This is a genomic window from Aquibium sp. ELW1220 (genome assembly GCF_030398385.1).
Lineage (GTDB): Bacteria > Pseudomonadota > Alphaproteobacteria > Rhizobiales > Rhizobiaceae > Aquibium.
This window is the reverse complement of the sequence record NZ_JAOAOQ010000060.1, coordinates 1-26,945: the sequence shown is the minus strand read 5'-3', so window position 1 is coordinate 26,945 and position 26,945 is coordinate 1. Positions and strand designations below refer to the sequence as shown.

The 26,945-nt window shown below is 65.1% G+C and carries 35 protein-coding genes; 25 read left to right on the top strand and 10 right to left on the bottom strand.

The features are described from left to right. Positions 1–82: 82 nt before the first annotated feature. Together N1F91_RS28850 and N1F91_RS28845 are read right to left on the bottom strand one after the other, a co-directional pair. Positions 83–427: a hypothetical protein gene (locus N1F91_RS28850; RefSeq protein WP_289997248.1), complete on the bottom strand. Its 345-nt coding sequence runs from the start codon at positions 425–427 to the stop codon at positions 83–85. After that, complete coding sequence (locus N1F91_RS28845; RefSeq protein WP_289997247.1) at positions 384–1,577, bottom strand: hypothetical protein; 1,194 nt, start codon at positions 1,575–1,577, stop codon at positions 384–386. The genes N1F91_RS28850 and N1F91_RS28845 overlap by 44 nt, the downstream gene beginning before the upstream one ends. Positions 1,578–1,890: 313 nt before the next feature. On the opposite strand from N1F91_RS28845, the gene N1F91_RS28840 reads away from it, so the two are divergent. From N1F91_RS28840 to N1F91_RS28800, 9 genes are all read left to right on the top strand, one after another. Continuing rightward, positions 1,891–2,100 carry a DUF6511 domain-containing protein gene (locus N1F91_RS28840; protein WP_289997246.1) on the top strand — a complete coding sequence of 70 codons (210 nt, stop codon included), beginning with the start codon at positions 1,891–1,893 and terminating at the stop codon, positions 2,098–2,100. Next, positions 2,100–2,846, top strand: a complete 747-nt coding sequence (locus N1F91_RS28835; RefSeq protein ID WP_289997245.1) for a hypothetical protein — start codon at positions 2,100–2,102, stop codon at positions 2,844–2,846. The genes N1F91_RS28840 and N1F91_RS28835 overlap by 1 nt, the downstream gene beginning before the upstream one ends. After that, positions 2,807–5,233, top strand: a complete 2,427-nt coding sequence (locus N1F91_RS28830; protein WP_289997244.1) for a phage/plasmid primase, P4 family — start codon at positions 2,807–2,809, stop codon at positions 5,231–5,233. The genes N1F91_RS28835 and N1F91_RS28830 overlap by 40 nt, the downstream gene beginning before the upstream one ends. A gap of 382 nt (positions 5,234–5,615) precedes the next feature. Next, positions 5,616–6,098, top strand: a complete 483-nt coding sequence (locus N1F91_RS28825) for a hypothetical protein (protein ID WP_289997249.1) — start codon at positions 5,616–5,618, stop codon at positions 6,096–6,098. Continuing rightward, positions 6,095–6,352, top strand: a complete 258-nt coding sequence (locus N1F91_RS28820) for a DUF6378 domain-containing protein (RefSeq protein ID WP_289997243.1) — start codon at positions 6,095–6,097, stop codon at positions 6,350–6,352. The genes N1F91_RS28825 and N1F91_RS28820 overlap by 4 nt, the downstream gene beginning before the upstream one ends. Beyond that, positions 6,349–6,558, top strand: coding sequence for a hypothetical protein (locus N1F91_RS28815; protein WP_289997242.1), 210 nt, complete (start codon positions 6,349–6,351; stop codon positions 6,556–6,558). The genes N1F91_RS28820 and N1F91_RS28815 overlap by 4 nt, the downstream gene beginning before the upstream one ends. Then, positions 6,551–6,937 carry a DUF6362 family protein gene (locus N1F91_RS28810; RefSeq protein WP_289997240.1) on the top strand — a complete coding sequence of 129 codons (387 nt, stop codon included), beginning with the start codon at positions 6,551–6,553 and terminating at the stop codon, positions 6,935–6,937. The genes N1F91_RS28815 and N1F91_RS28810 overlap by 8 nt, the downstream gene beginning before the upstream one ends. Before the next feature lie 578 nt (positions 6,938–7,515). Continuing rightward, positions 7,516–8,844: a DNA methyltransferase gene (locus tag N1F91_RS28805; RefSeq protein WP_289997239.1), complete on the top strand. Its 1,329-nt coding sequence runs from the start codon at positions 7,516–7,518 to the stop codon at positions 8,842–8,844. Further along, the gene (locus tag N1F91_RS28800; protein ID WP_289997238.1) at positions 8,841–9,065 is read left to right on the top strand and encodes a hypothetical protein; all 225 of its coding nucleotides are present in this window, start codon (positions 8,841–8,843) and stop codon (positions 9,063–9,065) included. The genes N1F91_RS28805 and N1F91_RS28800 overlap by 4 nt, the downstream gene beginning before the upstream one ends. A 54-nt stretch (positions 9,066–9,119) precedes the next feature. Here the strand turns inward: N1F91_RS28800 and N1F91_RS28795 are convergent, their stop codons facing one another. The 7 genes from N1F91_RS28795 to N1F91_RS28765 form a co-directional block, all read right to left on the bottom strand. Next, on the bottom strand, positions 9,120–9,695 hold the full coding sequence (locus tag N1F91_RS28795; RefSeq protein WP_289997237.1) for a DUF3489 domain-containing protein: 576 nt from the start codon (positions 9,693–9,695) through the stop codon (positions 9,120–9,122). A gap of 87 nt (positions 9,696–9,782) precedes the next feature. Then, entirely contained in the window at positions 9,783–10,010 is a 228-nt protein-coding gene (locus N1F91_RS28790) for a hypothetical protein (RefSeq protein WP_289997236.1), read from the bottom strand. Between the two features lie 54 nt (positions 10,011–10,064). Further along, positions 10,065–10,412 (bottom strand): hypothetical protein, encoded by a 348-nt coding sequence (locus tag N1F91_RS28785; protein ID WP_289997235.1) that lies wholly within the window; start codon positions 10,410–10,412, stop codon positions 10,065–10,067. A gap of 118 nt (positions 10,413–10,530) precedes the next feature. Then, positions 10,531–10,890, bottom strand: a complete 360-nt coding sequence (locus N1F91_RS28780; RefSeq protein WP_289997234.1) for a hypothetical protein — start codon at positions 10,888–10,890, stop codon at positions 10,531–10,533. 2 nt (positions 10,891–10,892) lie between these two features. Beyond that, a complete protein-coding gene (locus N1F91_RS28775) occupies positions 10,893–11,198 on the bottom strand; it encodes a hypothetical protein (RefSeq protein ID WP_289997233.1) in 306 nt (101 codons plus the stop codon). A gap of 24 nt (positions 11,199–11,222) precedes the next feature. After that, complete coding sequence (locus N1F91_RS28770; protein WP_289997232.1) at positions 11,223–11,435, bottom strand: hypothetical protein; 213 nt, start codon at positions 11,433–11,435, stop codon at positions 11,223–11,225. Between the two features lie 12 nt (positions 11,436–11,447). Then, complete coding sequence (locus N1F91_RS28765; protein ID WP_289997231.1) at positions 11,448–11,660, bottom strand: hypothetical protein; 213 nt, start codon at positions 11,658–11,660, stop codon at positions 11,448–11,450. Positions 11,661–11,773: 113 nt separating this feature from the next. Here N1F91_RS28765 and N1F91_RS28760 point away from each other — a divergent pair, with 113 nt between their 5' ends. From N1F91_RS28760 to N1F91_RS28720, 9 genes are read left to right on the top strand one after another with little or no spacing between them, the layout of a single operon-like run. Continuing rightward, positions 11,774–12,334 carry a hypothetical protein gene (locus N1F91_RS28760; protein WP_289997230.1) on the top strand — a complete coding sequence of 187 codons (561 nt, stop codon included), beginning with the start codon at positions 11,774–11,776 and terminating at the stop codon, positions 12,332–12,334. Then, positions 12,282–14,285 (top strand): phage terminase large subunit family protein, encoded by a 2,004-nt coding sequence (locus N1F91_RS28755; RefSeq protein WP_289997229.1) that lies wholly within the window; start codon positions 12,282–12,284, stop codon positions 14,283–14,285. Before N1F91_RS28760 ends, N1F91_RS28755 begins: the two co-directional genes overlap by 53 nt. 8 nt (positions 14,286–14,293) lie before the next feature. Continuing rightward, a complete protein-coding gene (locus N1F91_RS28750) occupies positions 14,294–14,509 on the top strand; it encodes a hypothetical protein (RefSeq protein WP_289997228.1) in 216 nt (71 codons plus the stop codon). Positions 14,510–14,520: 11 nt separating this feature from the next. Then, positions 14,521–16,023: a phage portal protein gene (locus N1F91_RS28745; RefSeq protein WP_289997227.1), complete on the top strand. Its 1,503-nt coding sequence runs from the start codon at positions 14,521–14,523 to the stop codon at positions 16,021–16,023. A 4-nt stretch (positions 16,024–16,027) separates the two neighbouring features. Next, positions 16,028–17,008, top strand: a complete 981-nt coding sequence (locus N1F91_RS28740; RefSeq protein WP_289997225.1) for a head maturation protease, ClpP-related — start codon at positions 16,028–16,030, stop codon at positions 17,006–17,008. A gap of 6 nt (positions 17,009–17,014) precedes the next feature. Next, complete coding sequence (locus N1F91_RS28735) at positions 17,015–17,386, top strand: head decoration protein (protein WP_289997224.1); 372 nt, start codon at positions 17,015–17,017, stop codon at positions 17,384–17,386. A 26-nt stretch (positions 17,387–17,412) separates the two neighbouring features. Then, positions 17,413–18,426 (top strand): major capsid protein, encoded by a 1,014-nt coding sequence (locus N1F91_RS28730; RefSeq protein ID WP_289997223.1) that lies wholly within the window; start codon positions 17,413–17,415, stop codon positions 18,424–18,426. Next, positions 18,426–18,737 carry a hypothetical protein gene (locus N1F91_RS28725; RefSeq protein ID WP_289997222.1) on the top strand — a complete coding sequence of 104 codons (312 nt, stop codon included), beginning with the start codon at positions 18,426–18,428 and terminating at the stop codon, positions 18,735–18,737. The genes N1F91_RS28730 and N1F91_RS28725 overlap by 1 nt, the downstream gene beginning before the upstream one ends. Before the next feature lie 5 nt (positions 18,738–18,742). Next, positions 18,743–19,387: a DUF6441 family protein gene (locus tag N1F91_RS28720; RefSeq protein ID WP_289997221.1), complete on the top strand. Its 645-nt coding sequence runs from the start codon at positions 18,743–18,745 to the stop codon at positions 19,385–19,387. Between the two features lie 21 nt (positions 19,388–19,408). On the opposite strand, the gene N1F91_RS28715 is transcribed toward N1F91_RS28720, so the two are convergent. Further along, a complete protein-coding gene (locus N1F91_RS28715) occupies positions 19,409–20,008 on the bottom strand; it encodes a hypothetical protein (protein WP_289997220.1) in 600 nt (199 codons plus the stop codon). An 87-nt stretch (positions 20,009–20,095) separates the two neighbouring features. Between N1F91_RS28715 and N1F91_RS28710 the strand changes: the two genes are divergently transcribed. The 7 genes from N1F91_RS28710 to N1F91_RS28680 all read left to right on the top strand — a co-directional run. Further along, entirely contained in the window at positions 20,096–20,515 is a 420-nt protein-coding gene (locus tag N1F91_RS28710) for a hypothetical protein (RefSeq protein ID WP_289997217.1), read from the top strand. A 26-nt stretch (positions 20,516–20,541) separates the two neighbouring features. Then, entirely contained in the window at positions 20,542–21,486 is a 945-nt protein-coding gene (locus tag N1F91_RS28705) for a phage tail tube protein (protein ID WP_289997215.1), read from the top strand. 2 nt (positions 21,487–21,488) lie between these two features. After that, a complete protein-coding gene (locus N1F91_RS28700) occupies positions 21,489–21,962 on the top strand; it encodes a hypothetical protein (protein ID WP_289997213.1) in 474 nt (157 codons plus the stop codon). 29 nt (positions 21,963–21,991) lie between these two features. Continuing rightward, positions 21,992–22,198, top strand: a complete 207-nt coding sequence (locus N1F91_RS28695; protein WP_289997211.1) for a hypothetical protein — start codon at positions 21,992–21,994, stop codon at positions 22,196–22,198. A gap of 45 nt (positions 22,199–22,243) precedes the next feature. After that, positions 22,244–24,721, top strand: coding sequence for a phage tail tape measure C-terminal domain-containing protein (locus tag N1F91_RS28690; RefSeq protein WP_289997209.1), 2,478 nt, complete (start codon positions 22,244–22,246; stop codon positions 24,719–24,721). A 41-nt stretch (positions 24,722–24,762) separates the two neighbouring features. Then, positions 24,763–25,392, top strand: a complete 630-nt coding sequence (locus N1F91_RS28685) for a DUF2460 domain-containing protein (protein WP_289997208.1) — start codon at positions 24,763–24,765, stop codon at positions 25,390–25,392. A 23-nt stretch (positions 25,393–25,415) separates the two neighbouring features. Beyond that, the coding region (locus tag N1F91_RS28680) for a hypothetical protein (protein WP_289997207.1) at positions 25,416–26,945 on the top strand (1,530 nt) is incomplete at its 3' end.

Sequence of the window (26,945 nt, the reverse complement as noted above, 5' to 3'; positions counted from 1 at the left end):
TCGAATGCGCCACCATCTTGCACGCCATCTTCCATCGCCGTCCTCCGCAACCGAATCAGAGGACACCGACAGATTCAGCACTTCAAAGCTTTGTCACGCTCGCATTCACCCGATTGCCCTGCGGATCCAGCGCCAGAATGTTGACTTCAGCCTCATCAAGGATAACGCTGTCGCAGATCGGGGATGGGTTTCCGCACTCGGCGCGCAGGCGACCGTCAATCAGCGACACAACACGGCGCATGCAGCCGTCCACGCATCCCTTTCGGCACACGAGCTCCTCAGCTCTCTTGTCTGTCGGCCGCAGCAAGGTCGCTGCGGGGCCCCATTCGGCGCCCAGCATTTCGGCCCATTCGCGCTGGCTTGTCGCCGCGCCGATCAGGTCTTCAATCGCGTTCCAGAACGTCGTCATCCGCATCGCCGCGATCATCCTTGTTCTCAGAGGCATAGAAGCCCCGGGCGTCGAGCCAGGCTTCGACCGCAGGCGCATCGGTGTCGCGATCATAGCGGGCCGAGCCCTTGCTCACGCTGACGACACGTTCCTGACGCGCGCCGCGGAACAAGACGCCAAACTTGGCAGCGATGATGTTGCCATATTTGAACTTGGCGTCTGCATGGTCCTCCAGGGCGGCAAAGAGATCGCTGGCACGCGTGATTTCGGTGATCGGAATCCGACCCGGCAGAACGCGCACCACTTCGCGCAGACGCACGCGGTCGATTCCGTCTATGTCGCCTGACACAAGGCAGTCCGCGCCATCATCACGGATCGGCGCCAGCGTGAAGATCTCGCCCTCGCCGAAGTAGTTCTTGTCACCAAACAGGACGAGGCCGATCGTCTCGCGATAGAGCGTGCGCGCGCCCTTGGTGTCGGCATTGACGGCCAGCACGTCCTGGTCGGCGTCGTAGATCACCACGTCGTGTTTCTGGGGACGATAGAACGCCACGCCAGAGGACCCGTCATCCTCATGCTTGCCCTCGCGGATCATCGGCATGCCGTGCCGGATCAGCAGCCAGACCTTGTCGTTGCGGGGAAAGGCAAAGACCCGCGCGCCTTTCCCGCGCTGCTTGCTCTCGAACCACGGGTCCATCAGCGTTTCGAGTTGCTTCAGCTGAGGGTCAGGTGTCACCGGCAATTTGCGCTTCTTGCCCACCTTGCCCACGAAATACATGAAGCTCGATTTCTGGAACGCGAGGCTGCGGACTGCGCGCTCAATCAGGAGATCGGGTTTCGCGTTCCAGATCTGTGTCGCGACGTCGGCCGGCGTCGACTGGCCATTGACGGTAAGCGTGATCCCGGCGTCATTCGCCCGATCCATCATGTCCTCGAGCGTTTCGTTCGAGGCGACCTCGTCGATGTAATAGAGCCCATTGACCAGATCGGGCGGGATATTGGCGTCATATTGCATCAGAAGCTTCGCCAGATCCTCGTGTGGAAAATCCAGCGCTGGATTTGCAGGCAGCGTGAATCCCCGTCCCGCCAGATAGCTTTGATACGGAGCGAGAAACGCCAGCAGATGATCGTTGGTAATTCGCTTCAGGCCGTCAGGACGGGTGAACACTTTTGGATCGAACGAGGCCATGGGCGAATCGGCTCCTTTCTCTTGGGGGACCAGTAAAGGCTAGGGTTGGCCTGACCGCTGCGCAAGAAAATGTTCCCTATAAGTTCTTATGTGGAAGATCCTTCCAGCAAGCCGCTCGGTGCGCGGCACAAGAGGCCGCGACGCAGCCGTAGAGCTGCCTGACCAGCTGCATCAGGAATGTTGCCGCGGTGATCCGACAGATCGGAGACCGCGCCGGTAGGTGAGGAAAGCACTGGAGCTTTCCCATGACCGACAGAACGACCCATCCACGCTTGCGTCCCGCGATGGCCGCTCTCCAGACCGGGGAGGCGCAATGATCGATCCGGACCCCCGCGAACAAGCGGCGCTGCGCGCTGCTCTCAAGAACATGGCCGAGTTGATGGCCGAGATCGGGTGGACAACCCGGTTTCAGGACCTGAGCGAGCAGCAGGCCCTCGCGCTCGCCACAGCGGCTGTCGACGGCTTTCAGGAGGCGATGCGCGCCAGCGCACCGGTGCCCAGCGATATGGAGGTGCCGTTCTGATGACCGAGGTCCTCGACTTCAATCACCGCGAAAAACCGCCCAGCTTCTGCGACGGTGTGAATACGCGCATCGATGCGGCGCTGGTCGCCGAGAATGCCACACGGCCACAACGCGACTATCTGGGGGGCAGCCGTCTTGGCGACATCTGTTCGCGCCGGCTGCAATACGAATACCTGAAAGCCCCGCGCGATCCTGATGGCGGCTTCTCCGGAAAATCGCTGCGCATCTTCGCCCTCGGCCATGTTCTCGAAGATCTGGCGATCGAGTGGCTGCGCAAGGCCGGGTTCGATCTGCGCACGCGCAATCGCCATGGCGAGCAGTTCGGCTTCACCGCGGCCGGTGGCCGTGTCCAGGGGCATGCCGATGGCGTGATCGTCGCCGGACCCGACGGCTTCGCCGCTCCGGCGCTCTGGGAATGCAAATCCGCCAATGCGAAGAACTGGCGCGAGATCGCCAAGCATGGCGTGGCCAAAACCAAGCCCGTCTACGCCGCACAAATCGCGCTCTACCAGGCCTATCTCGGTCTGACCGAGACGCCCGCGCTCTTCACCGCCATCAACAAGGACACCTGCGAAATCTGGCACGAGCTTGTGCCCTTTGATGCAGCGCTCGCCCAGTCCTCCAGCGACAAGGCGGTGACCATCCTCCGCGCCTGTGACGCGGGAGAGCTGCTGCCGCGTCACACCTCTGACCCCGAACATTTCGAATGCCGCTTTTGCGCGTGGAAGGCGCGGTGCTGGTCATGACGACAAGCTCTGACATGCCCCAACCTAACCGCATTCTGCCCGACCATGCCATGGTCGCACGCTTTGCCGATGTGCTGTTCGGCTATTGCGATGGCCTTGCCCCGGTTCGGGCGCTGCCAGAAAAAGGCGCCCCTGATGCGCCCTCGCACACGCCTTTCCTCGCAGCGGATGGCGAGTTGGCAGCCAAGCTCGCTCTGCAAGCCGATTGGGCAGCAAGCGCAGGCATGGCGCTCTTCGTGGTGCCCGGCACCGTGCTGTCAGCAGCCGATGCCCGGGCTGACAGCGTGGTGCAAACGCAGGTCGTCCTGGTCGATCTCGACAATGGCGATATTGGCGCAAAGCGGGATCATCTGATCCAGCACCTTGGCCCCCCCACGCTGGAGGTTGCCTCGGGTGGCATCACCGAGGACGGCCAGCCCAAGCGACACATGTACTGGCGCCTGAGCGAGCCCGCCGAAGGCGAAGACATCGCCCGTGTCTGTCGCGCACGGTACATGATCGCCTCAAAGGTCGGCGGGGATCCCTCCTTCCGATCCGCCCACCAGCCGATCCGTGTGGCTGGCTCGGTCCATGCAAAGAATGGCGTGCAGCGGCTGGTCGAGATCGTCGCTGGCAACGATCGGGATTACGACCTTGGCGAGCTGATCGAGGCCATCGTGGCCATGCCGCCGCTGGAAGGTGCAGCGGTTGATGAACTGGATTTCAACGGCGCGACCGAGACGCGGGGCGCGGTCACCGAACTCTTCGCCCGCAAGATCCGCGAAGGCGGCGTTGATGGCGAGACGCGTTTCGACGCGCTCTCCCGCGTCATCGGGTACTGGATCCGCCGTTGCCGCGAGGGGCATGTCACCCCGGTTCAGGCCTGGGAGGAAATGGTCGCCTATAATGCGGCCCGCATCGACCCGCCCTGGCCGGAAGACCGGCTCCGTCAGGAGGCTGAGCGGCTCTGGAAGCGCGATGCCGAACGCTACGGCGATGTCGCGGGCGACATGGGCGATGGTGATGATGGCGGCGGTGGCAGCGCCGGGGGCGGTGATGCAGGCGATGGGCCGATCCCGGTCCAGTTCACCGAAGACGCGCTGGCTGACAATTTCGCGACGCGGCATGCCGATCTCTGGCGCTACGTCGCGCCCTGGGGCCAGTGGCTGACCTGGACGGGCGCCCTCTGGCGACGCGAGGATACGCTTCAAGCCTTCGATCTTGCACGGCGCATCTGCCGCGAGGCAGCACGTCGTTCCGCCTCGGCCAAAATCCGCACCAAGCTCTCCAGTGCAGCCACGGTGTCCGCAGTCGAGCGTCTGGCACGCTCAGACCGTCGCCATGCCACCACGACGGAGATCTGGGACCGTGACCCCTGGCTCTTGAACACCCAGAACGGGATCGTCGATCTGCGCAGTGGCGTGGGCTCAGCCCATGACCCGCTGCGCTACATGACGAAGATCGCGGGCGCGTCAGTGGCGGGCGACTGCCCGGTCTGGCTGCAATTCCTCGACACCGTCACAGGCGGGGATGCCGAGTTGCAGGCTTATCTCCAGCGCATGGCGGGCTACTGCCTGACCGGTGTCACGACTGAACATGCCCTGTTCTTCCTCTATGGCACCGGGGCCAATGGCAAATCCGTCTTCGCCAACACGCTGACGGCGATCATGGGCGATTACGCCACCGTGGCGCCCATGGACATGTTCATGGCCACCACCGGCGATCGCCACCCGACCGACATGGCGGGCTTGCGCGGTGCAAGGATCGTCACCTCGATCGAGACCGAGCAAGGCAGCCGTTGGGCCGAAAGCAAACTCAAGGCGCTGACCGGCGGCGACAAGATCACCGCCCGCTTCATGCGCCAGGACTTCTTCGAGTTCATGCCGCAGTTCAAGCTGCTGGTGGTCGGGAACCACAAGCCCTCGATCCGCAATGTCGACGAGGCAATGAAGCGGCGCCTGCACATGGTGCCCTTCACCGTGACCATCCCCGCCGCCAAGCGCGACAAGCGCCTGCCGGACAGGCTCCTGGCCGAACGGGACGGCATCCTCGCCTGGGCGCTGCAGGGCTGCCTCGAATGGCAGAAGACCGGCCTGCGCCCACCGCCTGCGGTTATGGCCGCCACTGACGATTACTTCGAGGCCGAGGACGCACTCGGTCGCTGGATCGAGGAACGCTGCCAGACCGGCAACAAGACCTTTCAGGCGGGCTCCACCGAGCTCTTCAACAGCTGGAAGTCCTGGGCCGAAGCCAATGGCGAATACGCCGGCTCGATGAAGCGCTTCTCCGAAACACTGACCACGCGCGGCTTCGAGAAATTCAAGACCACCACCACCCGCGGGTTCCGCGGCATCGGGCTTCGCGACAACAAGGCTGACCTATTCGAGGGAGACTATAATGACCAATAAAACAAGGGCCATGGCGGATATGGCAGAACCTCAGTATATACCCGTTACGCGCGCACACACGCGCGAGTGTACGCCGTTATCGGTTTCTGCTGCCATATCCGCCATGGGCGATTTCTCGGTCGCTTTCGACCGCTGGCTGGCTGAGCGCTGCGTGGTCGCATTCGATACAGTGACCCCGACGATGGCGCTCTTCGCAGATTGGGAGGAATGGGCTCAACAACGGCAGACGCGCGTTGGCTCCGTGAAGCGGTTCTCTCTGGCTGTGGGCGCCAAAGGCTTCGAGCAAGTCCAGACGCGCAATTGGCGCGGCTATGGCGGAATCGCTCTGAAGCACACGGTTCCGGTGGAGCCAGAAGTGTCGTCGCTGCCAACTGATGCAGACCTGCCAAACTGCAAAGCAACGACCATCCTCGCCCTCGACCTCGGCACTACCACCGGTTGGGCGCTGCGCGGCCATGACGGTCTGTTCACCAGTGGCACCACCAGCTTCAAGCCCGGCCGTTTCGATGGTGGCGGCATGCGGTATCTCCGCTTCACCAACTGGCTGACCGAAATCGACCGGCTGTCCGGTCCGATCGAGGCTATCTGGTTCGAGGAAGTCCGCCGCCACGCAGGCACAGACGCGGCCCACGTTTATGGGGGTCTCATGGCCACGCTGACCGCTTGGGCCGAGCTGCGCGGCGTGCCCTACGCGGGCGTGCCAGTGGGCACCATCAAGCAGCACGCGGCGGGCAAGGGCAACGCTGACAAGGCCGCCATGGTGGCCGCTGCCCGCGCCCGCGGCTTCAGCCCCGCTGACGACAACGAGGCCGACGCCATCGCCATCCTGTTCTGGGCGATCGAGACGCAGGGAGGCCTGGCATGAGCGAGCCCGCCATCCTCGCGCAGGCTGCTGCGGTTCTTGAAAGCCGGGCAGAGACCTATGGCCCGGCCAGCGTCGCACTTCGGGCGATCGCTGCCCGCTGGTCGCTAACCCTTGGCCAGCCGGTCACCCCGGCACAGGTCGCGCTTTGCATGATCGACCTGAAAATGGTCCGTCTGGCGCATGACCCGAGCCACCGGGACAGCCTGGTCGATGTCATCGGCTATGCCGCCCTGATGACTGAGGTGCAGCGATGAAGACGATGCGCTGGCATCCCCCGGGCTATGGCGGCGAGCGCCGTGATACCGAAAAGGTCAAACGCGACGGCTGGCACGAACAGGGCATGCTCGCGGTCAGCGTTGACGACAATCGTCTGACCTGGCCCGAGCGTGAACTGGTCGAGCAGCTGGGCACCAAGCTCTACGGCAAGCGGGCCTCGACCAAGGAGGCGCGTAATGGCTGACCGCTTCTGGACCGCCGATGACGTGGCAGATCATTTCGAGGAAGCATTCCGCACGTTGCGAAAGCTGCCGCCCGTGACGGTGCAGGGCTATTTCACCACATGGCCTGCGATCGTGCGCACCAGCCGCGAGATCGCAGCCATGGAGCCCCAGCCGATGCGGGTCTGGCCATCGGCCGCAGCGATCACACGGCTCGAGCAGACCTTCGACTGGGTGCTCTGGATCGAGGAGGATGAGCGTAAGCTGGTCTGGGCCCGTGCTGCCCGCAGGCCTTGGAAGCAGATTAGCGCCGAGCATGCCTGCGACCGCACGACGGCCTGGCGGCGCTGGCAGCTCGCGCTCACCAAGATCGCGACGCGGCTCAATGCTGCGGCTGCATAAAGTGTTGCAACACTTTTGTTTTCGACATCTGCAACAGATCCGTGCTATGAAAACATCATGATGGGGAGAGTGCGCCGAAGGGCTTGCTCTCCCCTTTCGCTTTGGTGGATGCCGCACTGGCTTCCAGGATCCAGCCGGGAGTCCGGCCAGGGTCCAACGGTGATTGGAAATGGGATGGTAGCGGGGTTGCGCGAGGGGCAATTGCCCACCGCTTGGCCTTCCGCAAGCGTTCTCCGAACAGATGCGAGAGACGGTTTTTTCGGGCAAGCGGTGACCGGTTGACCATAAAAACTCTCTCTGCGTCCCGCTAAGCCATTGATTTCATGGTTCCTTCCTGTGCACTTCGTATGCTGGCGGGCGAAGCGCGGCATATCGCTAGCGTCAGGGCTGATTTTTTGGGAGGCCACCCCCGGTCGGAGTCCACCCCGGACCGCCGGAAAACTTCGTAAAATCAAATGCATAGCCGGACCCTGTGGGTGGATACCTGCTGGACCCCGGAGTCCAGTTCGGAAGCCGCTGGATTCCGCGCCTTGGGATCCACCGCGACCGACAGCAATCTATCGAACAGGATCACCCTCATGACCCTCGCCTTCGCCCCCGAGCGGATCGAGCAATGGCCGCTTGCGCGCCTCCAGCCCTACGCGAAGAACGCGAAGATGCATGGCGCGGATCAGGTGGCGAAGATCGCTGCCAGCATGGCCGAGTTCGGCTGGACCGTGCCGTGCCTCGTCGGCGAAGACGGAGAGCTGATCGCAGGCCACGGGCGCGTTCTGGCAGCCACGCAACTGGGGCTGCTTGAGGCGCCGGTGATTGTACTCGGGCATCTGACCGAGGCGCAGCGCCGGGCCTATCGCATCGCAGATAACCGACTGACAGAACTTGGGACCTGGGACGAGGCGCTGCTGTCGGCAGAACTGAACGATCTCTTGGCCGAGGATTTCGACCTGTCGTTGGTCGGCTTCTCCGACGGCGAGTTGGACAAGCTACTGGCCTTCGCGCCGGAGGGGGGCGGAGAAGAAGGCGACACTGGAGGCTCCGTGCCGCCGGTGACCATCCCCGAACCACCCCGCAATCCGGCCTCGCAGACGGGCGATCTGTGGATCCTCGGCGACCACCGCCTGCTTTGCGGCGACAGCACCAGCCATGACGATGTCCGCCGGCTGATGAACGGCGAGCGGGCGATCCTGTTCGCAACCGACCCTCCGTATCTTGTCGATTACGACGGCTCAAACCACCCGACCCGTAACAAGGATTGGAGCCAGTCCTATGGCGTGACGTGGGACGACAGCAGCCAGGGCGCCGAACTCTACGATGGCTTCATCGCGGCAGCTGTGGCCGAGGCGATCACCGAGGATGCCGCCTGGTACTGCTGGCATGCCTCACGCCGCCAGGCGATGCTGGAAGCCTGCTGGGAAAAAGCCGGCGCCTTTGTCCATCAGCAGATCATCTGGGTAAAGGATCGCGGGGTTCTGACCCGCTCGCAATATCTCTGGAAACACGAGCCCTGCTTCATGGGCTGGCGCCGCCCGAACCGTCCGCCCAAGGTGGCGGAGGAAACGCTGCCATCGACATGGGCGCTGCCCAGCTTCGCGAAAGACGACCGGCCTGACCATCCGACGCCGAAACCGCTCGACGCCTTCGGGATCCCGATGCGCCAGCATGTGGCGCGCGGCGGGCTCTGCTACGAGCCGTTCTCCGGCTCGGGGTCGCAGATCATGGCGGGCGAGGCCAATGGTCGACGTGTTTATGCGATGGAAATCAGCCCAGCCTACGTCGATGTCGCCGTCGAGCGCTGGCAGGCCGAGACCGGCAAAGATGCGATCCTCGACGGTGACGGCCGGACCTTCGCGCAGGTGAAAACTGAACGGCTCGGCGAGACCGCTGAAGCGGTGGAGTCGGCTGCATGACCCAAAGCAGGGCCATGTCGCTTGTCGAGGCAGCGACAAACGTCGTCGTCGGCTATGTTCTGGCCATCGCCACGCAGTTTGTTGTGTTTCCATGGTTCGGGATCGAGACGGGGCTTGCGGAGCATCTGGCCATTGGCCTCGCCTTCGTCGGCGTCTCGCTGGCGCGCGGATACCTTCTGCGGCGGATGTTCGAGGCGATCCGGATACGGGGCACCAAATGAGCAACCGCCGCCCGATCGGAACGGCGGTCATCGTTTTGTCGGGGTTCTGCTGGGTCAGGCAGCCGGGATTTTGTACACCCGCCCCCGGTTTTCAACCTTCTCGGAAATCAGCTCGAGCCCGAGTTTTTTCTTGAGCGCGCCCGCGAGGGCCCCACGGACGGTGTGGGATCTCCATTCGAGGGCGCTGGCGATTTCCTGGACGGTCGCGCCATCCGGCGCGCGGAGCATGTCGATCAGTCTGGCCTGCTTGGTCCCTTCGCGCGGCGTGCGCGCCTTGGTCGTGGCTTCGGGCGCAGTGGGGGCATCAGTCGGGGGCGCCTCCCTCGGCGCCTTGTCGGCGCCCGTCTGCACGCTGTGCGTGTCGTCGGACTCGATGCCGATGGCGGCAAGCCCTGCGTCGGTGGCAATCAGCGTGACGCCGTGGCCGTCGCCAGATTCGCGCCAGAGGGGCTCGCCCTTCCGGATGTCGGCATCGACTTCCTGTAGCAGGCCCTTGGCGATCATCGCACCGACTACCTTGGCGGCGGCGCCACCCCGCAGGCTCTCGGGCAGCGGCAGGGCGATGTGCTCGGGCCGCTGGGCGGCGGCGCTCAGGATCAGAGCTTGTGTGTCGGAAAGCTGGGTCATCATCGTCTCCAGTATTCGGGGCATGCGGAATGCGGCCCTTCTACGAGGCCAAGCCCGCCAGTCGGCGGGCGGGACCCAGTGTGCGCGGCGTCACTCAGCGTGTTCGCCTTCCCTGAAGGCCATGTCGGTGATCTCGCGCAGCTTGGCGCGGTAATGGTTCAGGGTGCCTACATGGCCCCAGTTCACCTCGTCGGGATGAGCGTTGAAATGGTCGGCGCTGAGGGCCGTGATGCGTTGCAGCGTCGCGTCGATTTCGGTCTTGGCGGCGATGAAGGCATCGAGGGCTGCGGAAGTGTCGATCGCGCGGCGCTTGGTCATGACATGATCCTTGTCGGGTTGGCAGGCGGGGCACTTGGCCCCGCCGTTTAGGGCTCAGGTGGCGCTGGTGGCTTCCAGCGTAGCGATGTGGTGGCGGAGCGTGGCAGCTTCCTCGCGCGCGGCGTCAGTCCAGAAGGCGGCGCGGGCGTTGCAGGCGCGGGCCAGACGTTCGGCGTCTGTCTTGGTGAAGCGGTTGACCTTGTGCGCGCGGCCATGTCCGGTGCAGGTGGCGCGATTCTTGCCACCCTCGGGCGTCAGCGTGAAGGCCATGGGTCCGAAGTCGTCGATGATGATCCAGTTGTGCGACGCGATCGTGGCGCATGCGCTTGGCGCGAGGCGGGCGTCGATCTCGTCCGCGGCGGCGCGGAAGTCGGCGATCAGGGTGGCGGCGGGGTTGGTCATGGTGGTGGCTCCGTGGGGTGAGTTGCATCGTTTCCGTGCGATGACATTCGCTCCACCGCGCGGATTGTCGTAGGCAAATCTGAGCAATTTCATGACTTTATGATCAAGCAGCTTCGGTTTAGACGATCCGGTCTGCACTGGTGAGCGCCACCTGTTGCGCCTCATGGCGCTGCGCCGCGTCCGGTGGGTCACGGCGGGCGTTGACGATGGCCACGAACAGCGCGCGGGCGACCGCCGCGACCTCGTCGGCCCCGGCGCTGCTCAGGTTCACGTCATGGATGGCAATCGCCTCGCCCAGATCGGTGAGCGCGTAGAGTGTGGCGAACTCAGCCTCGGTCGGGTCGCAGGTTTCCGTGGCGCGGTCGTCGGGGCTGATCGCCACGCTGCGGCAGAAGCGCAGATCGAAGCCGATGGCGCATTCGCGGCGGGCAAGCTTGTCGAGGGTTTCACCCTCGGAGAGGCAGTTCAGGGAAGGCATTGTCATTGCGCTGCTCCTTCTGGGGCGTGGGTTTCGGGGTCGAGTTCGATCCATGCGCCGTCCTGCCAGACATAGAGGTGGCAGAACTGGCATGTCGGGTGCGGCAGGATCACAGGGTCGCGGGACCGTTCGAACGCCTCGATCCCGTCGGCGCGGACCTGCCGGATTTCCTTTGCTGCAAGGATGTCCTCGGGCGTCCATGAGGCCAGCGCAGGCAGCATGTGCGAAGGGTATCCGTCATAATGGCAATAGACCTGTGCCCATTCGCTGGGCCCGATCTGGTTGGCGATCTGTGCGCGTGTGCTCATCTGCGTTTCCTTGTCGAGAGCGGCTCAGATGAGCCCATGCTGCTGCAGGACCGGCACGACATCGGCCAGCTCAATGGTCAGGCAGTCGATGCCGATCCGGCCTGCCATCTCGAAGACCTCGGCGTTCAAGCTTCGGTCATTGAGGTGGGCCTGCAGCGTGGCCACGGTCATGGCCTGAACGAAGCGCGGGCGGTCGATGAAGATGCGGGTCGCGTCGGAGGGGATGGCAATCGCCATGGTGTGATCCTTTCAGGGTTGGGTGGTGGGTGTTTCCGCCTCGGCCCGGCGGCCTGCCTCGAAGGCCGCCTCCAGGGCAGAGCGGATCGCCCAGACCGCGTGCTCGTGGAAATCGAGGCTGTCGGAATTCCGGGTCTCGAGCGTGTCGAGGAAGAGGTGGCGCTCGGCGATCGTGAGGATCAGCGCGTCGCGGGGGGCGTTCTCGTGGCTCAGTCTCGCGGGCATTGGTATGGCTCCCAAGAGTGATTTGCAGCGTGTCGATGGCGACAGGTTCCCTCTGTGCGCAGGGCATATCAACTCAATAACCATCTGATTCAGAACAATAATCGGAGTTACCGATGCAAGGCATGAGCGAGCGCCAGTATGCCGCGCATGTCGGGCTGTCCCGCGGTGCGGTTCAGAAGGCGAAGACGGCCGAGCGGCTGGTCCTCTACCCCGACGGCAGCATCAACGCGGCGGCCAGCGATGCGCGGCGGGCAGAAACCACGGACCCGTCCAAGACCCGCAAGCCGCCCGAACCGACGCTGAAACCTGTCCCCGAGGCGGCGGTCACCTCCGTCGGCGAAACCCTGCGCGAGGAGGGTCTGCCCGCCCCCGTCGCGGGCGGCGGGACGACCTTTCTGCAGGCGAAGACCGCCAATGAGGTTCTGAAGGCGCAGGAGCGGCGCATCCGGCTGCAGAAGCTGAAGGGGGAATTGATCGAGCGGGCGCGCGCCCTGGCGCTGGTGTTTCGCCTCGCGCGGGAGGTGCGGGACGCCTGGGTGAACTGGCCGGCGCGGTCGGCGGCGCTGATGGCGGCCGATCTCGGCGTGGAGCCAGCCGCGATGCAGAAGGTTCTGGAAACACATGTACGCGCCCACCTCGACGAGCTTGCCGAGGTCCGGCCCGACTTCAGGTGATGACAACGACGATATCGGCAGCCTGACGGCTTTCGACGGCGCGGCGGAGATCCTGCGCACATGGGGCGCGGGGCTGACGCCGGACCCTGATCTGACCGTCTCGGAATGGGCGGACAGGCACCGCATGCTTTCAGGCCGCGCCTCGGCCGAACCGGGGCGGTACCGCACGGCGCGCACGCCCTACATGCGCGAGATCATGGACCGGCTCAGCCCTGGCGATACGACGCAGCGGGTCGCGTTCATGAAGGCGGCGCAGGTCGGCGCCACAGAGGCAGGCAACAACTGGATCGGCTTTGCCATCCACCAGGCGCCGGGTCCGATGCTCGCGGTCCAGCCGACCGTGGAACTGGCCAAGCGGAACTCGCGCCAGCGGATCGATCCGCTGATCGAGGAAAGCCCTGACTTGCGGGAGAGGGTCAAACCAGCCCGGTCACGCGACGCGGGCAACACGATGCTGTCGAAGGAGTTCGCGGGCGGCATCCTGATCATGACGGGGGCCAATTCGGCTGTGGGTCTGCGCTCGACCCCGGCGCGGTACATCTTCCTCGATGAGGTCGATGCCTATCCGGCGTCGGCCGACGAGGAAGGCGATCCGGTCACGCTGGCGGAAGCGCGAACGCTGACCTTTGCCCACAGGCGCAAGGTCTTCCTGGTCTCGACACCCACGATCCGTGGGCTGAGCCGGATCGAGCGGGAATACGAGGCCAGCGACCAGCGGCGCTACTTCGTGCCGTGCCCACATTGCGGCGCGATGCAATGGCTGAAGTTCGACCGGCTGCGCTGGCAGAAGGGCCGCCCCGAGACGGCGGAGTATCACTGCGAGGGCTGTGATCAGCCCATCGCGGAACACCACAAGACGGCGATGCTGGAGGGCGGCGAATGGCGGGCGACCGCCGCGGCAGCCGATCCCACCACGGTCGGCTACCACCTCTCGGCGCTCTATTCGCCTGTCGGCTGGCTCAGCTGGCAGCGGATTGCCCGAAGCTGGGAGGCGGCCCAAGGGTCGGATGAGGCGATAAAGGCGTTTCGAAATACGATCCTCGGCGAGACCTGGGTCGAGAGCGGCGAAGCCCCGGACTGGCAGCGCCTCCAAGGCGTGAAGGAAGCCTGGAAACCCGGCACCGTTCCTGCGGGCGGGCTGTTTCTGACGGCAGGCGCTGATGTCCAGAAGGACCGGATCGAAGTTGATGTCTGGGCGTGGGGCCGGGGCTTGGAAAGCTGGCTGGTCGATCACATCGTGATCGAGGGCGGCCCCGGCGATCCGGTCTGCTGGCAGAAGCTGACGGACCTGCTCGGCAGAACATGGCAACATGCCAGCGGCCAGCACCTGACCATCGCGCGTTTGGCGATCGACACGGGCTATGAGACGGCCGCGGTCTATGCTTGGTCGCGACAGGTGGGCTTTGCGCAAGTGGCACCGGTGAAGGGGCTCGAGGGCTTCAACCGCGCCAGCCCGGTGACCGGCCCGACCTATGTGGATGCCACCATTGGCGGCAAGCGTCTGCGCCGCGGGGCGCGGCTCTGGTCTGTGGCAACCTCTACCTTCAAGGCCGAGACCTATCGCTTCTTGCGTCAGGATCGCCCGACGCCCGAAGAGATCAGCGCCGGCGCGTCGTTCCCGGCCGGAACGTTGCATCTTCCCGGCTGGACCGACAGCGAATGGCTGAAACAGCTGACGGCCGAGCAACTGGTTACCGTCAAGACGCGGCGCGGGTTCACGAAGCTGGAATGGCAAAAGCTGCGCGAACGCAACGAGGCACTCGACTGCCGTGTCTATGCTCGCGCGGCCGCCTGGATCATTGGGGCTGATCGCTGGTCGGACGCGAGGTGGGAAGAACTCGCGGCGCAGTTTGCGGTCGCTGATGGCAGGGGCACGGCCTCTGCCACAGGCCCGCAATCTGTACGAAAGCCACAGGTGCGCCGCGTTGCGCGGTCAACATACATGGGATGAGTTTGGGCATGGCGGATCTGGCGACACTGAAACTCCGCCGGGAGGCCCTGACTTCGCAGCGCGCCTCGGGCGTGGCCCGCCTCAGCTACGATGGAAAGACTGTGGACTATCGCAGCGTCGCCGAGATCGACCGGGCGATTGAGGCCCTAGACCGCGAAATCGCCGCTGCCGAGGGGCGGCGGATCGTGCGGCAGGTCCGCGTTGCGACTGCCAAGGGGCTCTAACAGAGATGGGGATGTTCGACTTGTTCCGCCGCCCCAAGCCGGGCGGCCCCGAAGCTATGCGCGCGCGGCTTGAGGGGGCGATGGCCAAGCGCCGCTTGCGAGGCTGGAACCCACCGCTCGAGAACATCAACGCCCTGGTCGCTTCTGGCGGACCCAGACTGCTGGCGCGATCGCGCGAACTGGTGGTGACCAACGGCTATGCCGCCAATGCTTGCGAGGCTTTTGCGGCCAACCTTGTTGGCGACGGCATCAAACCGTCCTCGCTCATCACGGATGCGGCGCTGCGAGACCAGGTCCAGAAGCTCTGGCTCGCTTGGACGGACGAGGCGGATGCCGATGGGCTGATTGACTTCTACGGCCTGCAGGCCATGGTGGCGCGGGAGATGTTTGTGGCGGGCGAGTGCTTTGTGCGCTTGCGCCCGCGTCGCGCGGAAGACGGGCTGCTTGTGCCGCTGCAATTGCAGCTTCTGCAATCCGAGATGCTGCCCTTTGAGAAAACCGAGACTGACCGGAATGGGAACCGCATTCGCTGCGGGATCGAGTTCGACCTGATCGGGCGGCGGGTGGCCTATCACTTCCGCCGCCGCCATCCGGGGGACAGCACTGACCAGCGTGTTGCCGTGCCTGAGACGGTGCGCGTGCCGGCCGAGGAAGTGCTGCACATCTATCGGCCGATTGACGCCGGCCAGATCAGGGGCCTGCCTCACGTGGCTCCCGCTATGGTGCGTCTGTTCCTTTTGGACCAATACGACGACGCGGAACTCGACCGCAAAAAGACCGCGGCGATGTTCGCAGGCTTTATCACCAAGACCGCGCCGGAAGACCCTATGATGGGCGAAGGGGCTGCCGATCTCGACGGGGCTGCCATTGCGAGCCTCGAGCCGGGCACCATGCAGGTCCTGCTGCCCGGCGAGGATGTGAAGTTCTCGAGCCCGGCAGATGTGGGCGGGGGCTATGAGGCATTCCAATACCGGACGCTGCTGGCGGTCTCGGCCTCTCTGGGTCTGCCCTATCATCTGGTCACCGGCGATGTCCGACAGGCGAACTATTCCAGCCTTCGGGCCGAACTGGTCGAGTTCCGGCGCCGCATTGGCCAGTTGCAGCATGGGGTCATGGCCCATCAGCTTTGCCGCCCCATCTGGCGGCGCTGGCTGGAAACGGCCGTGCTTTCGGGCGCGCTGGATGCAGATACTGTCACGGCTCGGCCGGTGCAATGGATCCCGCCCCGTTGGGATTGGGTGGATCCGTTGAAGGACATACAAGCGCAGGTACTTGCGATGGAGGCTGGCCTGACGTCTCGGCGCAAGGTCGTTGAGGCAACGGGATACGACATCGAAGAGGTCGATCGCGAGAATGCCTCGGACGCGAAACGCGCAGCAGACTTGGGCCTGACCTATCGCGCCAGCCCGGGCGAGACGCAGGGGGCGAGGGCAACGCCCGTCCAAGAGCCCAATGCAAATTCTAATGACGGACCGTCCGACAGTAACCCGGGCACCGACATTCAACAGGAGTGATCCCATGAAATCCTGGTACACGATCCGTGCCCGCGCCTCGGGCACGGAAGTGCTGATCTATGACGAAATCGGCGCCTATGGTGTGAGCGCCAAGGGGTTCCTCGCGGAACTCGGCGCGCTGCCCGACGATGCGGCGATTGATCTGCGCCTCAACAGCCCTGGCGGCTCGGTCTTTGATGCAGTCGCCATTTACAACGCGCTGAGGCGCCATGCGGGCGACATCACCGTCTGGATCGATGGCATCGCGGCCTCGGCGGCAAGCTACATCGCCATGGCGGGTGACACCATCGTCATGCCTGAAAACGCCTTCCTGATGATCCATGACCCCTCGGGGCTGGTCATGGGCACGGCCGAGGATATGCGGTCAACGGCCGAGGCGCTCGACAAGGTGAAGGGCAGCCTGATCCAGGGCTATGCCGCGAAATCGGGCAAGTCTGACGACGAAATCGCCGCCCTGATGGCGGCAGAGACCTGGCTCGATGCCAAAGAAGCACTGGATTTCGGGTTTATCGATCGCATCGCCGAGCCGGTGAAACTCGCGGCGTCTTTCGATGTTGCCCGGTTTCGCAACGCTCCCCCGGAAGTGGCGGAAGCGGCAAGTGAAGCAGAAGAGCCTTCGGCTACGGAGCCGCAGACCGAGGGTGTTGCAGGCTCGAACACCCAATCTGACCTCGCACAGGTTGAATCTGAAGAACCGCGTTCGGGCGACGATAATCCAATGACCTCGGATGCCGTCGGGATCCGCGCAGAGGCAATCGCCCATGCACGGGCCGTGATCGATCTCTGTCGCCTTGCAGGCCAGCCGCAGATGGCCGGGCGCTTCCTTGAAGAGGACTTGGGTCTCGACGAGGTCCGTAACCGGCTTCTGGCGGCCAAGGCAGAGGCAACTCCCGACATCACCGCTGCGCATGCCCAGCCCGGGCGGGCGGCCACCACAAATCCCTGGGGCGAGGTCATCGCCCGCACCTTCAAGACGAAAGGATAAGCGTCCATGACCACGCTCACTGAAGGCAAACACGCGGGCGGCTTCCTCGTCTGGGAAGTCCTGCGCGATTACACCCGAGAAACCGTTACCATCGCCTCCGGTGCTGGAAAGCTCGAGCCCGGCACTATGCTTGGCAAGATCACCACGGGCGGCAAATACACTGTGCTCGCGCCTGCGGCCACGAACGGCAGTCAGAATGCCGCTGGCATTCTCTGGGCGGGCGTTGACGCGTCAGCCGCCGATGCGCCTGGCGTCGTGCTCCTGCGCGGCCCCGCCATCGTCAACCGCCACGAGATCGTTTGGCCCGAGGGTGCAACCGAGGCGCAGATCACCGCCGCCACAACGGCTTTGGCCGCGCTTGGCATCATCCTGCGCTGAGCCCTCTGACATAAGGATTCCCACACATGGCAACCATGGACATCTTTGAGGGCGACGCCTTCAGCATCATCGAGCTCACCCGGGCTCTGGAAAACATCCCCTTCAAACCGGCCATCCTGTCGGGTGCAGGCCTGTTCGGATCGCGCGGTGTGCGCCAACGCACCGTCATGATCGAAAGCCGCGATGGCACGCTGTCGCTGATCCCGTTCTCGGAACGCGGCTCAGCCTATGAACAACAGGTGCCGGAACGCCGTGATATGCGTGCTTTCGTCTGCCGCCAGTTCAAGAAGCAAGACGTGCTCTGGGCCTCAGAAATCCAGGCGATCCGCGACTTTGGCTCGGAGACCGCGACCCAGCAGGTGCAGACCGAGGTCGCCCGCAAGATGGCGCGGCTCAGGAACGACGCGGAGGCCACCTTCGAGTTCCACCTCTTCAACGGCATCCAGGGTGTGGTGAAGGATCCCAAGGATGGGGCCACGGTCATCAACTACTACACCGAGTTCGGCATCACCCCGGCGGCAGAGGTCGACTTTGACCTCGATAACGCAACCCCAGCTTCAGGCGCCCTGCGCAAACGCTGCCAGGCGATGATCGAAAGCGTGGAGGACAGCCTGGGCGGGCTGGCCGCGGGCCAGATCCAGCTGCGCGCCGAATGCGGCTCGGCCTTCTTCGCCGATCTGGTGGCGCATAAGGAGGTGCGCGAGACCTATCTCAACACTGCCGCCGCCGCCGATCTGCGCGGCCGCGTGGGCGAAGAGGTCAGCTTCGGCGGCATCACCTTCCGGCGCTACCGGGGCGGACTCGGCTTCGGCGTGCCGACTGACAAGGCGTATTTTTATCCCGAAGGCGTGGAGGGACTGTTCGAGATCTACTACGCCCCCGCCGATACGTTCGAGACGGTGAACACGCTTGGCCTGCCGCTCTATGCGCGCATGATCCCCGACCGCGACCGTGACGAGTGGGTGCGCCTCGAGATCGAAAGCAACCCGCTGCCGATCTGCACCCGGCCGCAGGTGCTGCGTTCGGCACGGCGGACCTGATGACCGCCTTTGCGATCGCCCTTGATACGCTTTTCGCGGACGCCAATCTCGCGCGGGACGTCCTCTACACGACCGAGGGTGGCGGGCCATCACTGGTCCGCGCCATTCTGCGTCGGCCGGACGACGTGACCGGCTTTGGGGATGCCCGGCTTTGGTCCGAGACCACCCGCATCGATCTGCGCGTCGCCGAGGTGGTGAACCCGCGTCCCGGCGACCGGATCGAGATCGACGGCGAGGCGTTCCTCATCCAGGGCGAGCCCGTCCGCGACCGCGAGCGCCTTGTCTGGACCGTCGACCTGCGCCCGGCGTGACCGCGATGCGCGTGACCCTCGACATTTACCCTGACATCGTCGCAATGATGACGGCAGATGTCGCGGCGGGCGAGCGCGCGGTCTCGGCTGCAATCCGCGAGGCTGGCAACGGTCTCAAGACGGCGTGGCGCGCGCAGATCACCGGCGCTGGCCTCGGCGCGCGGCTCGCCAATTCGATCCGCAGTCAGGCCTTCCCGAAATCTGGTGAGAGCCTCGATGCCGCCGCGCTGGTCTGGTCGAAAGCCCCCGTGATCGTCGGTGCCCACAACACCGGGCCGTTGATCCGATCAAAGAATGGCTTTTGGGTCGCGATCCCGACCGCTGCCGCTGGCAAATCCACCCGCGGCGGTCGGATCAGTCCTGGCGAGTGGGAACGCCGCACCGGTTTGCGGCTGCGCTTCGTCTATCGCCGCCGGGGGCCAAGCTTGCTCGTGGCGGAAGGGCGGTTGAATACGAAGGGTCGCGCCGTGGCGTCGCGTTCGAAAACTGGCCGGGGCCTCGTAACCGCACCGATCTTCTTGCTGGTGCCGCAGGTCAAGCTACCCAAGCGGCTCGATCTGGCACGCGATGCCGAACGCGCACATGATGCCGTGCCGGGGTTGATTGTGGCGAACTGGGTGGAGGGACGCTGGAGTTCGTCCGGCGCCTGAGCGTCAGCACCGCTGAAATCATCAGAGCAGTAGATTTGTTTGACCCGGAACGTAACCAAGGTGCCTCCGCAGAAGCGGCTGCAATGCGGCGCGGGACGGAATAAACGACTGGTTGTAGCCGAAGTCGTGCCAATCAATGTCTGCCCTTGCGCCAAGCCTGTCTTGGTGCATCTTGTCGCGCACTTCCTTCACACGGCGGACATTTGCATCCAGTTGCGCCGCACCGGTTGGGTCGAACTCACGGCATAGTGCCGCGATCCAGTCGTTCGTGTGGACGCGCGCGCCGGTCGAGCCATCGTCGCCGATTCCTGCCAGGTGATGGACCGATCCAAGGCCCTCGCAAACCGAAAACACGCCGACGCCGAACTCGAAGTTCATGATCTGGAAGTAAGGTTCGAAAAGCACTGACTTACGAGATATTCGATCTCCATGCGGAACGATTAAGCCAGCCTTCATCTCAAGACCGACCAAAATGTGCTTCAGGTTAGACTTCAGCCTTCTCCGGACGTCGGGGTGAATGCCGACTGGGACGGCCCTGATCAGCCAAGGAAGCCAATCTGCGGATGTCGACAGTGCCTGAAAGCCAGGCGGGTCGGCCGGATAAAGATCAAGGTAGAACACGTTGAAGCACCTCGCAGATCCATTGAAATACATTCCTCACGAATACACGACGATGACTGCTGCTAACTAGACCCGGCAGAGGCAAGAATGCCCACACCCCGCGAAACCATCCTCGCCGCGCTGCACGCGCGGCTTTCGGCGCTGCCTGCCACCGCGCTGCGCGGGGAGGTGCTGCCCGAGCGCGTCCCAGCTGCTGGCCTCCTGATCCTGCGCGATGGCGAGCCAGGGGAGCCAGAGGTCACGCTGTCACCGTTGCGCTACCACTATCAGCACCGGGCGGAGATCGAGGCAGTCGTGCAGGGCACCGACCGTGACGCCACATTCGACACGCTGATCGTCAGCATCGGCACGGCTCTCGCCGCCGACCGCACGCTGGGCGGCCTCTGCGACTGGATCGAGGCGGGAGCGCCGCGCGTAGTCGATCTGCCCATCGAAGGCGCAGCCAGCCTGAAGGCGGCGGTCATCCCGGTGGTGCTGCACTATTCCACGGCTGATCCCCTGGCCTGACCCCTTACCGATATGGAGACGATACAATGGCACGAGCGCATGGCGCCCGGGCAAGACTGGCGCTTGCCTTCGAGACGATCTACGGCACCGCACCAGAGGCGGGCTGGTGGCAGATACCCTTTGTTAGCAGCACGCTCGGGGCCGAACAGCCGCTCCTGGCATCCGAACTGCTCGGCTATGGCCGCGATCCGCAGGCCCCGCTGGGGGATGCGGTCACCGCCGATGGCGATGTGGTCGTGCCCCTCGACACGGTGGGGTTCGGGGTCTGGCTGAAAGCGGCCTTCGGCGCGCCCGTGACCACGGGGCTGGAGCCCGGGCCGTTCACGCATGTGTTCACCTCGGGCGGCTGGGAACTGCCATCACTTTGCATAGAAACGGCCATGCCGGAAGTGCCGCGCTATGCGCTGGCCACAGGCTGCGTGCTGGACCAGCTCAGCTGGCAGATGGCGCGGTCTGGCCTGCTGACCGCAACGGCGCGGCTGATCGCGCAGGGTGAGAGTGTCGCTGCCGCCTCCACCATAGGCACGCCAGAGGTGCCGGCCTTCCGCCGCTTTGGCCATTTCAACGGTACAATCACCCGCAATGGCCAGCCGCTCGGCAATGTCGTCTCGGCCGAGATCACCTATGCCAATGGCATCGACCGGATCGAGACCATCCGCAATGACGGGCGCATCGAGGGAGCTGATCCCGGCATGGCGGCGCTGACGGGTCGGCTGGAGGTGCGTTTTGCCGATCAGACGCTGATCGAACAGGCGATCGCGGGCGAAGCCTGCGCGCTCAGCTTCGGCTATGCGCTCCCCTCCGGCGAAAGCCTGACGGTGGACGTGCCCGCCGTGCATCTGCCGCGACCGCGGGTCGAGATCCCGGGGCCCCAAGGCATCCAGGCGAGCTTCGACTGGCAGGCGGCGAAGAATGCCAGCGCAGGGCACATGTGTCGCGTCACGCTGGTGAACACGGTGGAGGGCTATTGACAATGCTGACCCTTGATCTGACCAGTGCACCCCGCTGGGTCGACCTGATCCCTGGCCTCCGCGTCCAGCTGCGCCCGCTAACGACCGCGCTGATGGTCGCGGCCCGCGCCGATCCGGCACTGGATCTCGCGGCCGTACAAAGCGACGACAATATCGGCGGGACTGTCGCTACCGAAGCGCTGGCCCTGACCATGGCGAAGGCGCTGGCCCGACAGGCGATCCTCGACTGGGAGGGTGTCGGCGATGCGGAGGGCCAACCCTTGCCGGTGAGCCCCGCCGCGATCGATGCGTTGCTGGATATCTGGCCGGTCTTCGAGGCCTTCCAGACGATTTACGTCTCGAAGGGCCTGCTCCTGGACGCAGAAAAAAACGTCTCACCGCCCTTGCCGATTGGGTCTTCGGCGGGGGCGTTCGCTACTGCGCTGCCTGCCAAGGGCCGTGCCCGGACTGCCCGAGTCGCGCAAACCGGCCCCTGAGCCAGGAGGGCATCGCGGTCTGGGATCTCGTGCAGCGCCTCGGTGGCCAACTTCGGCTGGTCGCAGGTCAGCACGGCGCCATCGTCATCGGCTGGGACATGACAGCGGCGCTGGCCATGGCCGCTGCTCTGGGCATTCCGCCACTCGCGGTGGCCGAACTGCTGCCGCCCATCGAGGCGGTGATGGTGCGCAAACTCAATGAAGAAACGCGGTCGGTGATCAGCGCCTCATTCTGACCTCGTTCGCGTTTCGAACGATGTTTTTCCGGAAGGATCAGACCGATGGCAGAGAAGCGTGTCAGCGTCCGCCTTGCGGCCGTGGGCGGTCGCCAGGTCCGGGCGGAACTTGAAGGCGTGGGGGGTGCCGGCGCGCGCGGCTTCGGACGTCTGTCTCGCGAGATGGAGGCAGCCAACACGCGCCTTGCAGCCTTCGCGCGGCGTGCCAGCGTCGCCATGGGCGCAGCCGCCGCGGCCACCTCCGCTGCCTTGGGCGTCATCGTACGCACGACGGCGCAGAGTGCGGCACAAATCCAGCAGTTTGCCCAGGTGGCCAATGCCACGCCCGAGGTGTTTCAGCGCTGGTCGGCGGCATCGGCCACGGTCGGCATCGAGCAGGAGAAGCTCGCTGACATCCTGAAGGACGTGAACGACCGGGTCGGGGACTTCCTGCAGACGGGCGGCGGCCCGATGGCGGATTTCTTCGAGAATATCGCGCCGCAGGTTGGCGTGACGGCCGAGCAATTCGCGCGTCTGTCGGGCCCTGAAGCCCTGCAGCTTTACGTCACCTCGCTCGAGCGCGCCGGTCTCGGCCAGCAGGAGATGACCTTCTATCTTGAGGCGATGGCCTCGGATGCGACACGGCTCATCCCACTCTTGGCAAGTGGCGGGGCCGCGATGACACGGCTGGGCGAACGGGCCGCTGGCTTTGGCACCGTGCTTGACCGCGAGGCATTGGCCGCGCTGCGCCGCACCGAGATCGCGCTGATCGGCGTAGGCCAGGTGTTTCAGGGGATGCGGGTGCAGATTGGGGCGGCACTGGCGCCCGCGGTCACCGCAATGGCCGAAGCCTTCCTGCGGCTTGCGGAGACCGGAGGCCCGATCAACCGCGCGTTCACGGGCGTCCTCGACAACCTGACGCGCCTTGGCACCTATGCCGCCACCTTCGCGGCCTTCCTCGCCGGGCGTTGGGTCGCAGGTATGGCAGCGGCCGCTCTGTCTGTCCGTGGTCTGGCCACCGCACTTGTCTTCCTACGCGGCGCGCTCATCCGCACAGGCATAGGCGCGCTCATCGTCGGCGCAGGCGAGCTGATCTACCAGTTCACCCGACTGGTCAGCAGTGTCGGCGGCGTCGGCAACGCCTTGAGCCTGCTCGGCCAAGTGGCCGCCGAGGCCTGGGACCGGCTTTCTCTGACGGCTTCTGCCGCATGGGCGCGCGTCGAGGCTGGTTGGGCCCGAACACAGGCCGCAATCTACGACGGGCTGCAGGGCACGACGGAAGCGATGACCGGCTGGGCCAATGCCACGATCGGGGCGTTTCAGGGGGGCTTTGATGCGGTGGTCGCAATCTGGGGGGCGCTGCCCCAGACCATCGGGGATTTCGCCTACCAGGCGGCGAACGGGCTGATCGACGGGGTCGAGGCCATGCTCAATGCCGTGGTCGGCCGCATCAATGGCTTCATTGAGGGGCTGAACGCGGCGCTGTCGCTCCTGCCTGACTGGGCCGTCGGCGAAGGTGGTGCCCAGATCGGCACGCTCGATCCTGTCGATCTGGGCGGCATCGAGAACCCTTATGCCGGGGCGGCCGCTGCAACCGGCACCGCGGCGGCGGAGGCGTTTCAGGCGGCGATGGGGCGCACGTATGTCGAGGCGCCCGATCTGTTCAGGGGCATGGCCGACGCGGCACGCGGACGGGCGGATGGCTATTCTGAAGCTGCTGGCGTGCTATCCGATGCAGCAAGCCGCCCGCGCACCGCTTGGGAGGCTCTGAAGGCGGCGGTCACCTCTGCGGGCGCCGAAGGCAGCGCAGCACTCGACGAGACCGCTGCGGCCGCCGATCGCACGACGGCGGCGCTGGGGGAGACAGCAGACGCGGCGGGCCAAGCCGGTGATGCCACAGGTCAAGCGGGGGGCGCGGCAACCCAGGCCGCGGAAGAAGCTGCCACCGGCTGGCGCACGGTCGCGCAGAGCTTGGCCGATTACGCCCGCGACGCGATGGATTGGGGCAAGGGCCTCGGCCAATCGCTGGTCTCGGCCTTCCAGTCGGCAGAAAGCGCGTTCCGGACCTTCGTGACCACCGGCAAGCTTGAGTTCAAAAGCCTGGTCTCCTCGATCCTGGCCGATCTCGCGGTGATCGCCGCGCGGCGCTTCATCCTCGGGCCGATCGCCAACGCGCTATCGGGCGCGCTCGGCGGATTGGGCGGCGGTCTCTTTGCAGGTATTTTTCACCAAGGTGGAATCGTCGGTGGTCCGGCGCCCATACGCATGGTCCCCGCCATGGCCTTTGCCGCCGCGCCAAGAATGCATGACGGTGGTTGGGCCGGGCTCAGACCTGACGAGGTGCCAGCCATCCTGCAGCGTGGGGAACGCGTTCTCTCGCGCCGAGAAGCCGCCGCCTATGGCGCGGGTGCCGCGGGACGGGACGCGCCCCCAGTGATCAACGTCACCATCCAGACCCGCGACGCCGAGAGCTTCCGGCAATCGCGCACGCAAGTCGCCAGCGACATCGCCCGCGCCGTCGCGCTGGGGCGGCGGGGAATGTGACCGCCGACCACCACGAACAGACAATCCAAGGACCTCACCGCATGACCTTCTGCGAAGACCGTTTCCCTGACGACATCAGCCGCGGAGGGCGCGGGGGGCCCGAACGGCGCACGCAAGTTGTGGAACTGGCCTCCGGCTTCGAGGAACGCAACGCCTCCTGGGCCCAGTCCCGCCGTCGCTTCGATGTCGCCTATGGAATCCGCCGCGCCGATGATCTCGCCCGGGTCGTCGCCTTCTTCGAGGCCCGCCGCGGACGACTGCAGGCGTTTCGGTTCAAAGACTGGTCGGATTACAAATCCTGCCTGCCCTCGGTGCGCGTCTCCGAACTCGACCAGCAGATCGGCGTGGGTAATGGCACCGCCACCGATTTTGCCCTCGTCAAAGCCTATGGCAGCGGCCCCGAGACCTACCTGCGCCGCATCGTGAAGCCGGTCGCAGGCACGATCCGGGTCGCGCTGAATGGGGCCGAACAGTTCACCGGCTGGGCCGCCGATATCACATCCGGCATCGTCAGCTTCGATACCGCCCCCGATCCCGGCGTGATCATTTCGGCCGGTTTCGAATTCGACACGCCGGTTCGCTTCGATGCCGACACCCTCGACGTCACCCTCGATCTCGAACGTTTGGGCTCGATCACCGCCATTCCGCTGATCGAAGTGCGCCTCGCCTGAACCCGCAATCCCGGACTCGCCCCATGCAGACCTACACGCCCCTCGAACATCGCCCCGGCGATACGCCGCAACTGTTCCAGACCGGAACCGCCACGCCTGCTGTCGCCCCAGATGGCAAGGTGCTTCGCGTCACCGGCCCCGGCCGCATCGCAGGTCTCGCCCCCGTGCCGATGGAACCCGGTGAGCTCTACAGTTTTCGCGCCGCCTGGCGCCGCGCGGCCGAGACCCCCGATCCCGCCAATGATGCCGTTTCCTGCGGCATCGATTGGCTGGGGCCCGATAAGGTGCGGATTTCCACCACGACGATCACCACCGATACCACCCTGACGCTCACCGCCGGCCGTCGCACGATCCGCACCTCGGTCGCACCAGCCGGCGCAGGCCCCGCCGAGGTCATCGCGCCCACCGGCGCGCGCTACGCCCTGCCTTGGGTCGAGGTCTTCGGCACGGGGCATCAGACCGATATCGAGATCGCCAGCCTTGAGCGCTTGCCGCTGGCCTCGGTTCCCGTGGCCCGCACCTTCTATGTCACAATGGAGGGCCGCGACAGCAATGCCGGCACCTCGCTCACCGTGCCGCTGGCCACCGTCGCCGAAGGCCTCGCCCGCGCAGCCGCCCTCGGTCAGCCCGCCGTCATCATCATCCAGCCCGGCGAATACACCGTCCCGCCCGAGACCGTGATCCCCGCCAATTGCGCGCTCTATGGCTATGACCTGCGCGTGACCAAGCTGCGCCTGCCCTCCGGCCAAGAGGAGAACAACATGTTCCTCCTCTCCAATGGCTGCAAAGCACGCGGTTTCACCTTCACCGGCCTGCGTCATGAGCCCTACACCCTGGCCGGCGGACCGCCCAAAAAGGGCTATGCCTTCGCCTTCAAGCCCGGCGAGATCATCACCCGATCACCCTATATCGCCGATTGCTCGCAGCTCCACAGCTTCTCGCAGGACCAGATGGTCCTGCCGATCGACAAGACCGCCGGCAATCCACTGATGCCCCGCGGTGGCGGCAATCTCCTGGCCGATGGCTCGGTCCTCGCCCCGTCCTCGCCGCTACGCTCGGTCGTGGTCGACAGCTTTACCGCCATCAATCCCAATGGCGTGGGCTATGCCATCACCCGCAACGCCTTCGTCCAGCTGGTCTCGGTCTTTACCAACTGGTCCCGCGTCGGCCTCTGGGCGCATGATGGCGGCCAGGTCACCGTGGCCAACTCCAACAACACCTTCGGCGACTATGCGCTGGCGGCCACAGGCTTTCGCCGCACGATCCGCATCGAAGGGGTGGCCAATCCGGGGACCATCCGCCCCTACACCGCCGCCGCCAACACGATCCTGACCGGGACCGAGGGCATCGTCACCGCTCTCATGACCACGCGCTATCCCGCCCTTGATGGCTGGGCCAATCTCACCGCCCCGCAGCGCAGCCTGACCGAGCGCGACACCCGCACGCTCCTTGCCTCCATCGCCAACGATCTGCGCGCGGGCCAAGACCGCGGCATTCAGTATTTTGCCAAAGGGCTCTTTGACTGGAGGTCAGAAAATGAACATCAAGAGCCT